Source organism: Nitrosospira multiformis (assembly GCF_003050865.1).
In the GTDB taxonomy this organism is placed as follows: Bacteria; Pseudomonadota; Gammaproteobacteria; order Burkholderiales; family Nitrosomonadaceae; genus Nitrosospira; species Nitrosospira multiformis_E.
Map to the genome: position 1 here is coordinate 1 of NZ_QAOK01000045.1, position 8,468 is coordinate 8,468.

An 8,468-nucleotide genomic window follows, 5' to 3' on the forward strand; every position below is an offset into this window, starting at 1 on the left:
GAATTACCGCATGAGGGTCTTGGCTCAATGCGGTTGGAACGGTGTGATCAACCGTGTCTGATGAATGACCCATCCCCCGTTAATGGGAAAGAGCCCTAACCTTTTGAATTAATGGTGGCCAAGGGCGGAATCGAACCACCGACACAAGGATTTTCAGTCCTCTGCTCTACCGACTGAGCTACTTGGCCTAGTAAAACGATTATCCTGTAACAGTCGATTCAGGTACAGGTTTTTAACCGGCGAGATTGTAGCATAGTGCCAATTCTGTTGGAATCCAGCGTGCAAGATTAAAAACGGGAGCAACCGTAGAAACGTACGATTTTCTTGCCTAACTACGTTCCTGTTTCACCTCTTGACCGTCTCTTGCAAACATGAAATACAATCAGGCATCCCGGTTACGGCAGAGTATCCAGCCTCTTAAAAACAGTACAATTTCTTGCTCCCACACTCCGGAGCATTAACCGCCTGAAAATCTGCTGTCTGAAACTCGTCCAGACAGGCTACAATTCAGCATTTTAGCAGCAATAGATGCGCATTTCCCACGGCATTCCCGTTCAGGCTGATACGCCGGTTGCGCTCACTATCGGCAATTTCGATGGGGTGCATCTTGGGCACCAGGCGATGCTTGCGCGCTTCAAAAAGGCGGCTGACCGGCTTGGTCTTGAATCATGTGTCATGATTTTCGAGCCCCATCCGCGCGAGTTTTTCGCGCCGGACAAGGCGCCTACGCGGCTCACCAGCCTGCGGGAGAAGCTGGAGTTGCTGGCGGCAGTCGGGGTGGAGCGGGTGCATATTTGCCGCTTCGATTTCGATTTTGCCAGAATTCCGGCCGAGGATTTTATTGTCCGCATCCTTCAGCATGGGTTGGCTGCGCGCTGGATTCTGGTGGGAGACGACTTTCGCTTCGGTGCACGTCGTGCCGGCGATTATGAGATGCTCAAGGCATTTTCGGCAGAGTGCGGTTTCGAGGTGGAAGAAATGCCAGGCTTTACCGTAAACGGCCTGCGGGTTTCAAGCACGGCCGTTCGCGAAGCATTGGCGGCAGGTGATCTCGACCTGGTCAAATGCCTGCTGGGCCGTTTCTACAGTATCAGCGGGCGCGTGGTGGATGGCGACAAGCTGGGCAAGAAGATCGGATTTCCCACCGCGAATATCCAGCTCAAGCATAACCGACCGCCTCTGTCGGGAATCTTTGCCGTCGAAGTCGAGATGGCAGCTTCGGGGAACGAGGCGTCCCCGTCATTGGAAGTGCCTTCATTGGATACACTGCGGGGGGTTGCAAGCCTGGGTGTGCGCCCCACTGTGCATGAGCATGGCAAGCCGGTGCTGGAGGTGCATTTGTTCGATTTCAGCCAGGATATTTATGGCCGCCATTTACGGGCACATTTTCTTCACAAGCTGCGTGATGAGGAAAAATATTTTGACCTCGAGGCGCTGACCAGCCAGATTGGCCGGGATGTGGACAATGCAAAGAAATACTTTTCCTCGTTATCCAGCGCTCCCGCTCTTTCTGAAAAGAGGCTTGTGCAAGGATAAAGCTGCCATTCGCTACATTTTCGATATTTCATGACCGACTATAAGAAAACGCTGAACCTGCCCGATACGCCTTTCCCGATGCGTGGCGATCTCGCGAAGCGAGAGCCTGTGATGCTTGAAGCATGGGAGGAAAAGAATCTTTACCGGAGAATCCGGGAAGTCTGCAAAGGCCGCCCCAGGTTCGTGCTGCACGATGGGCCACCGTATGCCAACGGCGATATACACATCGGCCATGCGGTCAACAAGATACTGAAAGACATCATCATCAAGTCGAAGACTCTGGCAGGCTTCGATGCCCCCTATGTACCGGGCTGGGATTGCCATGGCCTGCCGATTGAGCACCAGATCGAAAAGAAGTACGGCAAGAGTGTGCCGGGGGATAAGGTGCGCGAGCTATGCCGCGCTTTTGCGAAGGAGCAGGTTGCGCGGCAGAAAGCGGATTTCATCCGCCTCGGTGTCCTGGGTAATTGGGATAACCCTTACCTCACCATGAATTACCGCACGGAAGCCGGCATTATCCGTGCATTGGGCAAGATCCATGAAAGCGGTTATCTCTACCAGGGGCAGAAACCGGTCAACTGGTGTATCGATTGCGGGTCGGCATTGGCGGAAGCGGAAGTCGAATATGAGGACAAGACCTCATCTGCGATAGACGTGAAATTCAGGGTGGCTGATCCGGCTGCATTCTGGCAAAAGGTCTCGAAGCCATCGGAGGGCTTGCCGCATACGATTACCCAGAATGACAAACCCGTTTACGTTGTTATCTGGACGACCACCCCGTGGACCTTGCCGGCAAACCAGGCAGTGAGCCTGAATCCTGGTGAAGAATATGTGGTGATCGATACCGGAAGTGAGTTCTTACTTCTTGCCGATGCCCTTGTTGAAGGCACCTTGTCTCGCTACGGAATCGCAAAAGCCGATGTGAGCATTGCGGGCAGATGTACTGGCGATGCCTTGGAACACATACTGCTGCAGCACCCGTTTTACCCCCGGCAGGTGCCGATCATTCTGGGAGAACATGTCACCATGGATGCGGGAACAGGTGCAGTGCATACCGCTCCTGCGCACGGGGTGGACGATTATGTGGTGGGACTGAAGTACGGCTTGCCGGTGGATAATCCAGTGGGGGATAACGGGCGCTTCTTCGATTCGGTGCCGCTCGTCGGCGGGCTTTCCGTATGGAAAGCGAACGAAGTGGTGATACAGGAACTGGAGAAGAACGGCCTTTTGCTAAGGAACGAGAAGCTTCAGCACAGCTACCCGCACTGCTGGCGACATCGAACACCGATCATCTTCCGCGCAACACCGCAGTGGTTTATATCCATGGACAAGGAAGTCTCGCGTAAGGGTCATGGTGAGGTTGCGCAATCACTGCGCGAATCGGCGACAGCGGCAGTGGAGGCAACCGCCTTTTACCCGTCCTGGGGAAGGGCCCGGCTGGAGGCGATGGTGAACAACCGGCCGGACTGGTGCATTTCACGCCAACGCAACTGGGGCGTGCCAATGGCACTTTTCGTTAACAAGGAAACCCATGAACTGCACCCGCGTACGAGCGAACTGCTGGAGCAGGTCGCTCAACGGGTGGAGCAGGAAGGGATTGAAGCATGGTTTCGTTTGGATGCGAAGGAAATTCTGGGAGAGGAAGCGCAAGATTACAAGAAGCTCACAGACACTCTGGATGTTTGGTTCGATTCGGGTACGACGCACGATACGGTTCTGAAGCCTGATCCGCAATTGAAGTATCCGGCCGACCTTTACTTGGAAGGGTCGGACCAGCACCGCGGCTGGTTCCAGTCCTCCCTGCTCACCGGTTGCGCGATTGACGGGCGCGCCCCTTACGATGCCCTCCTCACGCATGGCTTCGTGGTGGATGGACACGGTCATAAGATGAGCAAATCCAGGGGGAATGTGATCGCACCGCAGAAGGTGATGGATACGTCGGGAGCAGACATCCTGCGGTTATGGGTGGGGTCCACGGATTATTCGGGTGAGCTTTCGATATCCGATGAAATCCTGAAGCGGGTGGTGGAGAGTTATCGGCGGATACGCAACACGCTGCGTTTTCTGCTTGCCAATCTTGCGGATTTTGATTCATCAACCGACGCCGTGCCCATCGGGCAATGGCTGGAAATAGACCGCTACCTGCTGGCCTTTACGAGAAGGCTTCAGGATGAAGTGGTGGAAGACTACCGCAACTTTGACTTTCATTTGATCGTGCATCGCTTGCATAACTTCTGTTCTGAGGATCTTGGCGGTTTCTATCTCGACATCCTCAAGGACCGGCTGTATACAGCCAGCGCCAGCGGTCTTCCGCGTCGTTCCGCCCAAAGCGCGCTGTATCACATTGCCCATAGCCTGGTGCGTTTGTTCGCGCCCATCCTGAGCTTTACCTCTGAGGAGGTATGGCAATATCTCCACGGCGATTCGGAGGACAGTGTTTTCCTGCATACGTGGCACAAGCTACCGCCACAACCGGATGAGGAAGCGCTCGTGGCGCGCTGGGGCAGGATACGGGAGCTACGCTCGCAGGTTCAAAAAGCCCTGGAGGAGTGGCGCGCCTCGGGGAAGATCGGTTCTTCGCTTGCAGCCGAGGTGCAGATTCGAGTTGCTGGAGATGACTTCTCTCTGCTGGAGTCCCTAGGCGATGATCTCCGGCTTGTCATGATCACCTCCGCGGCGCAGGCCGTTCACATTGAGGAACTGGAGGGCGAAAGCATTGCTGTAACGCCCAGCGCTCACCCGAAATGCGAACGGTGCTGGCATTATCGGGAGGATGTAGGGGCGGACGAAGAATATCCGACCATTTGCGGGCGATGCGTATCCAACCTGTATGGGGCGGGCGAGGTTAGACGATATGCTTGAACAAGCTGCTTGTGGGGACAGGCTTATATGAAGCTGTGGGTAAGCCTGGTTATTGCGCTGATTGTAGTGGTGCTCGATTTCGTCACGAAACGCTGGATAGAGGGCGTGTTGGATTATGGCGAACATGTGCCGCTGACCGGTTTTTTCAATCTGGTGCTGGCATACAACGCGGGAGCAGCGTTCAGTTTCTTGAGTGATGCGGGAGGATGGCAGCGCTGGTTTTTCACGATTGTTTCCGCCGGCGCCTCTGTATTAATCGTTTTTTTGCTGCACAGGCATGCGGCAGACAAATTTTTCTGCATCGCTTTGAGTCTGATCCTGGGCGGCGCCCTGGGGAACTTGTGGGACCGAGCCACCTTGGGTCATGTTGTCGACTTTCTTGATTTTCATGTAGCGGGCTATCACTGGCCCGCCTTCAACGTGGCGGATTCAGCGATTTCACTGGGGGCGGTATTGCTGGTGATCGACGGTTTTCGGCGAAAGGATGCGGATACCGCAAAGAGCAGGTGATTTCGGCGCAAGAAGACGTTTCAGACGGCAGTCTTCCCGGGCTGCCACATCACGTCTTCCACACCTTGCAGCCGGTTCAGGAAGCGGCATAACACGAACAGGAAATCCGACAGCCGGTTGAGATACTGAAGATGTACGGAAACTGACGTTTCTGCCTGGTAGAGCTCTACGAGGCGCCTTTCGGCGCGTCGGCATACTGCCCGGGCAACGTGGCATAATGAAGCGGCGCGGATGCCACCGGGAAGTATGAACTCCCTGAGCGCGGGTAACGCTTCGTTGTAATGGTCCAGTTGCGCCTCCAGGCGGTTGACCTGTCCGGCGTTAATAGTGATCCGTCCCGGAATGCACAGATCCCCGCCCAGATCGAACAGGTCATGCTGGATATCTTCCAGTTTTATCCTGGTTTCGCCATCCAGCGTTTCCGCAAGCAACAGCCCAATGAAACTGTTGAGTTCGTCCACGGTGCCCATGGCTTCGACACGGAGGCTCTGCTTGGAAGAGCGGGTACCGTCCCCCAGGCCGGTGGTTCCGTCATCACCGGTCCGCGTATAAATCCTGGTCAATCGCTTTCCCATACGGATTGTCTGATCAACTTGCGGAGTGACTTCCATTAACCGGGCAATCCGGGCTCACCCTTCCTGCTCCTCCTTGCTTTGACTGCGTGGGGGCATGAATAACGCGGCAACGGGTTTTTTTTGCTGCTTCTGGCCAAAATAGTCAAACCGTTTTTCCGGCAGGGATGTTTCTGACTGGGCACTGGCTCTGTCCGAAGGCTCTCCGGAAAATGTGCCCGGCGTATAAGGTTGAGTAAAGAGAGGGTCCTCCGGCATTTTGCCGTTCTTTCGGTGAGAACGCGTTGGCTCCTTTGAACTCCTGGCAGTTTTACCCTTGGCGCCGTTGAATGACATAATGGAATTTGCCTGCTCCAGTTTCCGGGACTGCGATCCGAGAGATTTCTTCTCAACCGGTTGATTCGATCGATGGTCAGTTCTTCCGGGCGATGTGGCAACTTCCCCTTGGGCGGCAAAGGTTTCTGGCTCGAAACCTGGAATTGCTTTCGATTCCAGCTTGAATTTGAGCAGTTTCTCGATGCCCTTGAGTAATTCCGCCTCATCCTCGCATACGAGCGATATAGCGTCTCCCTTCGTCCCAGCGCGACCTGTGCGACCAATGCGGTGTACATAGTCCTCGGGATTTGTCGGCAATTCGAAGTTGACCACGTGCGGCAGGTCTTCGATGTCCAATCCTCTGGCAGCAACATCGGTCGCCACCAGGACACGGACCTCGCCCTGTTTGAATTTTGTCAACGCTTCAGTACGCTGCGGTTGGGTTTTGTCCCCATGAATCGCCGTTGCACTGATGTGGTCCCGTTCCAGTTGCTCAGCCAGTCGGCTCGCTCCATGCTTGGTTCGCGCGAATACCAGAACCTGTTTAAGGTCTTGCGATTTGATGAGGTGCGCCAACAATTCACGCTTGCGCTCGCGAACCACAGGATGTACTACATGAGTTATCAATTCAGTGATAGTGTTGCGCTTCGCGACTTCGACCAGCACCGGCTCCCTCAGAAGCTTCCCCGCAAGTTTCTTGATCTCGTCGGAAAATGTGGCCGAAAACATCAGGCTCTGGCGTTTGGGCGGCAGCAATGCAAGAATGCGCTTGATATCCGGCAAAAAACCCATGTCGAGCATCCGGTCCGCTTCATCCAGTATGAGAATCTCTACCTTGGATAAGTTGATTGCCTTCTGCTGAATATGATCCAGCAGGCGTCCCGGCGTTGCCACCAGAATTTCGACTCCTGCCCGCAACTCACGAGCTTGCGGTTCCATATCCACTCCGCCGTAAACTGCGGCGTATCTTAGTGGAAGATATTTGCCATAGGTTTTTACGCTCTCATGCACCTGAATAGCGAGTTCGCGCGTGGGGACGAGAATCAGCGTACGGATAGGGTGTCTGGCGGGAGAGGCGCTGGTGTTAGCGCCGGGTTGCAGGAGATTTAACATCGGCAATGTAAAACCCGCGGTCTTGCCGGTACCGGTCTGTGCTCCGCCCATGATATCCCTGCCTTCGAGGATACGGGGAATTGCCTGGGCCTGAATCGGAGTTGGGTCGGTATAGCCTTGATCTGCTATGGCCCGCAGAATCTCGGGCGTTAAATTAAGTTGGGTAAACGACATATTCAATACTTCGAATCCGCATGACACTGGGTGTCAATGCGGTCGGAGGAGGATGATTTATAGATAAGGAAATGATGTACGACAATGGTTGTAGAAGATGAAGAGACGAACGCTATATAGAACGTTAAACAGCATTGGTCTGTTTGAGACGAGTCGAATTTATTAAGGTGTATCAGTATTAACGTATATCAGTAATCCAAAGTTTAGACTATCTGCGAATTATAAAATTCATTCACTCTTAATCATTTCTTGCTTGCTGGCGAATACTTTCGGGCTTGGTTCCTTTGACCCATTCGCCGCTTTTCGTGAAAACACGCAATAATACCGGTGCGCCACCAATCGCTACCGCATCGACGAGGCAATACCAAGCCGCTACACCGCTTGGCGGATTCCCCTGGGATAGATTGAGAACGGGCTCTATCGTAGCCCACTTCCATGTCCCCGCTGCGGTGCCGATCAACTCCAGCCAGGTGGTAATAAAAAAGGCTGCCAGATAAACCATTGGGGAGCGGCCTTTGAACAGATATATCAGAAACACGCAAAATAGCAGCGCCCCTACCTGATCTCCCTGCTCAGGATATCCGCTGACCCCCCAGAGCGACCAGATACCGCAAGCCAGGACCACGAAAGCCGCTATTCTTCGGGAATACTTCAGGAAGAGGCCGGAGCGGGCCAGGGCAACTGCGGTAAGATAAACCATGCCATGCCCGGGAGGCACGTAAGCGGGCACATTTCCAAAACGATAGGTGTAGCCCTGCATGTAAATGGAAGCAAAATGCTCACCCGCAGTAGCGAAAGCGACCGCAATGATCACTTGCATCCGCACTTCTTTATTTTCCCCAATCAACAGTCCGAACAGAAATGTCCATGCGATCAATCCCATGAAGTTTTGCTGCGCGAGGCTGCCAGTTGCATCCAGATTCAGGCTGAGCGCTACACAAAGAAAAGTGAGTGCGGCGATAAAGTAATCGCGCATTCTATGTGCATATGGAGTATCTGGTTTGGGAAAGTTGCGTAGCATTTCCTGGATCTAGTGTTGGGGCAGCTATCGGGAGTCCGTAGGGTAATTAACCGAAGCACCTACAAAGTGTGAACCATACCATACATCCGGGATTTCTTTTTGGCGTTTCTGCGCGGAGATAGGCTGGAATACGAAATCAACGCCTCCATGAAATAAAACCGCTGTTTCCGGTTGTCACTGGAAACAGCGGTTGGGCAGGAAAATTACTCGTATTGTTGTCAGGCGTCTCGAAGGAATAAGGGTAACAACCGCCAGGGAATCGGCTGATTGTTACTCCTCGTCTTCCTCTTCCTCGTCGTCATCCTTCTTTTCGGGCTTGAGCACCATCTTGCCCTGCTTGATGCTCTCGTTCAGGTCGGTTTCTG

General features: G+C 53.8%; 6 protein-coding genes and 1 tRNA gene. 3 read left to right on the forward strand and 4 right to left on the reverse strand.

What is annotated here, in order from left to right; translation table 11 throughout:
• Window positions 1-112: 112 nt before the first annotated feature.
• Window positions 113-188, reverse strand: a tRNA-Phe gene (locus C8R21_RS14625).
• A gap of 340 nt (window positions 189-528) precedes the next feature.
• Between C8R21_RS14625 and C8R21_RS14630 the strand changes: the two genes are divergently transcribed.
• Genes C8R21_RS14630 through lspA form a run of 3 tightly spaced genes read left to right on the forward strand, consistent with a single transcriptional unit; the run spans window position 529 to window position 4,908 of the window.
• Window positions 529-1,536, forward strand: coding sequence for a bifunctional riboflavin kinase/FAD synthetase (locus tag C8R21_RS14630; RefSeq protein WP_107763357.1), 1,008 nt, complete (start codon window positions 529-531; stop codon window positions 1,534-1,536).
• A 30-nt stretch (window positions 1,537-1,566) separates the two neighbouring features.
• Window positions 1,567-4,398, forward strand: coding sequence for an isoleucine--tRNA ligase (ileS, locus tag C8R21_RS14635; RefSeq protein ID WP_107763358.1), 2,832 nt, complete (start codon window positions 1,567-1,569; stop codon window positions 4,396-4,398).
• A 27-nt stretch (window positions 4,399-4,425) separates the two neighbouring features.
• Window positions 4,426-4,908 carry a signal peptidase II gene (lspA, locus tag C8R21_RS14640; protein WP_107763359.1) on the forward strand — a complete coding sequence of 161 codons (483 nt, stop codon included), beginning with the start codon at window positions 4,426-4,428 and terminating at the stop codon, window positions 4,906-4,908.
• A gap of 20 nt (window positions 4,909-4,928) precedes the next feature.
• Here the strand turns inward: lspA and C8R21_RS14645 are convergent, their stop codons facing one another.
• From C8R21_RS14645 to C8R21_RS14655, 3 genes are all read right to left on the reverse strand, one after another.
• Window positions 4,929-5,483 (reverse strand): cob(I)yrinic acid a,c-diamide adenosyltransferase, encoded by a 555-nt coding sequence (locus tag C8R21_RS14645; RefSeq protein ID WP_107763362.1) that lies wholly within the window; start codon window positions 5,481-5,483, stop codon window positions 4,929-4,931.
• Window positions 5,484-5,537: 54 nt separating this feature from the next.
• Window positions 5,538-7,082 carry a DEAD/DEAH box helicase gene (locus tag C8R21_RS14650; RefSeq protein ID WP_107763360.1) on the reverse strand — a complete coding sequence of 515 codons (1,545 nt, stop codon included), beginning with the start codon at window positions 7,080-7,082 and terminating at the stop codon, window positions 5,538-5,540.
• A gap of 238 nt (window positions 7,083-7,320) precedes the next feature.
• A complete protein-coding gene (locus C8R21_RS14655) occupies window positions 7,321-8,103 on the reverse strand; it encodes a hypothetical protein (RefSeq protein ID WP_107763361.1) in 783 nt (260 codons plus the stop codon).
• Window positions 8,104-8,468: the final 365 nt, after the last annotated feature.